At 71.1% G+C, this 2144-nt stretch carries 2 protein-coding genes; both read right to left on the reverse strand.

What is annotated here, in order from left to right; translation table 11 throughout:
- Window positions 1-65 precede the first annotated feature (65 nt).
- Window positions 66-356, reverse strand: a complete 291-nt coding sequence (locus tag ACFTZL_RS44260) for a hypothetical protein (RefSeq protein WP_382596125.1) — start codon at window positions 354-356, stop codon at window positions 66-68.
- A gap of 86 nt (window positions 357-442) precedes the next feature.
- Window positions 443-1936, reverse strand: a complete 1494-nt coding sequence (locus ACFTZL_RS44265) for a DEAD/DEAH box helicase (RefSeq protein WP_382596128.1) — start codon at window positions 1934-1936, stop codon at window positions 443-445.
- Between the last annotated feature and the right edge of the window lie 208 nt (window positions 1937-2144).

Here is a 2144-nt window from a genome sequence, read left to right on the forward strand (position 1 = left end):
GCCCTCACAGGGGTCCAGATGGCGGTGTGCCGCCCGTCCTCAAACGTCCAGGGAGGCGAGGCGTATCAGCGGGAGAGGGCGAGGACGCCCGGGGCCCGGCCGTGCTCCCCGACGGCGACGGGCCAGGTGAACGGTCCGTCGAGGACGTCCCGTAGACGGAGCCGGTCCGTGTACGTGGAACTGCCCCGGTGGACGGCGAGTTCGGCCCGGGTGATCGAGCCCGTGCACTGGTCGTCCCCGTCGCACAGGAGGAGGTACTCGACACGGGCACTGGCCATGACCGACAGGGCGACCTCGATGGTCATGTCGTCCCGGACCCGGGGCCCGGCCGCGTCCATGTCGTCGACTGCGCTCATGGGGGAGAGAACCGCCTGTCGCCGCTGTGTCCGGACCGGTGTCAAAGCTGCCTCCTCGTAGACGGGTGAGCTGCTGATCGATGTCTCTAGGCAGCCGAGTCGAAGGCGGGCCGCTGCGTCCTGCGCCGCCCCGCTCGTCCGGTCGCGCGACCCTGGGCGGGGCGGCCGCGGCGGCCTCGGGACGAGGGATCCGCGGAAGACCCGGCGCGGCGGGGGCGTTCCGCGACGGGCGCGGTGATGACGACGGGAACACCGGAAGGGGCCTGGGCCCCGGTGATGCGGCTCAGTTCCTCCTCACCCGAACGTACCGGGGTGATCGTGGGAGTGATGTCGGCCGCAGTCATCAGCCGGTTCATGCCGCGGCGCTGGTCGGGGGTCACCAGGGTGACGACGCTGCCGGTCTCTCCGGCGCGGGCGGTACGGCCGCCGCGGTGCAGGTAGTCCTTGTGATCGGTGGGCGGATCGACGTTGACGACCAGGTCGAGGTTGTCGACGTGGATCCCGCGCGCCGCGACGTTGGTCGCCACCAGCACGCTCACGTGCCCGGTCTTGAACTGGGCGAGGGTCCGCGTGCGCTGCGGCTGGGACTTGCCGCCGTGCAGGGCCGCGGCGCGGACGCCGCTGTTCAGCAGGTGCTTGGTGAGCCGGTCCACGGCGTGCTTGGTGTCCAGGAACATGATCACCCGGCCGTCCCGTGCCGCGATCTCGGTGGTCGTGCGGTACTTGTCCGCTTCGCGCACGTGGAGTACGTGGTGTTCCATCGTGGTGACCGCACCCGCGGACGGGTCGACGGAGTGGACCACCGGGTCGGTCAGGTAGCGGCGGACGAGCAGGTCGACGTTGCGGTCCAGGGTGGCCGAGAAGAGCATGCGCTGCCCTTCGGGGCGCACCTGGTCGAGCAGGGCGGTGACCTGCGGCATGAAGCCCATGTCGGTCATCTGGTCGGCCTCGTCGAGGACGGTGATGGCGACGTCGTCCAGTCGGCAGTCGCCGCGGCCGATGAGGTCCTTGAGCCGCCCCGGCGTCGCGACGACGACCTCCGCGCCGGCGCGCAGTGCACCGGCCTGCCTGCCGATGGACATCCCGCCGACCACGGTGGCCAGCCGCAGCCTCACGGAGCGGGCGTACGGAGTGAGCGCGTCGGTGACCTGCTGGGCCAGCTCGCGGGTGGGTACGAGGACCAGGGCCAGCGGCTGCCGCGGCTCGGCGCGCCGCCCCGCCGTCCGAGCCAGCACCGCCAGGCCGAAGGCGAGGGTCTTGCCCGACCCGGTACGGCCGCGGCCGAGCACGTCGCGTCCGGCGAGAGAGTTCGGAAGGGTCGCCCCTTGGATGGGGAACGGTACGGTCACGCCCTCATGACCGAGTGCGGCCAGCAACGGCGTCGGCAGTTCGAGGTCGGCGAACGCCTCGACGGCGGGCAGCGCGGGTGTGACGGTCACCGGCAGCGCGAACTCGCCCTGGGGCGCGGTCCCTCGGCGATCGTTGCCCTTGGAACGCCGGGGAGCCCCCGAGCGCTGGGCGGCGGAACCCCAGGAGCGGTTGTTGGTACGGGTCGTGCGGGCGGTGCGTGCGCGGTTCAAGCGGAACCTTTCCTCGATGTGAACACGTAGGCACGTAGCAAGGAATTTCCGCAGCAAAATGAACGGCGCAGAGAATCGCGAGAACGAGCCGGAGTCGATGGGCGCCGAGTCGTATCGACGGGGGAATACATCACTCTGGGGTGATGCGGTGGGGTCTTCCCGTCACGCGCCCTGAAATGCAGCGAGCTGGGGCCCGCACCCCAAGAGG

This window comes from Streptomyces sp. NPDC056948 (genome assembly GCF_042674225.1).
Lineage (GTDB): Bacteria > Actinomycetota > Actinomycetes > Streptomycetales > Streptomycetaceae > Streptomyces > Streptomyces purpurascens.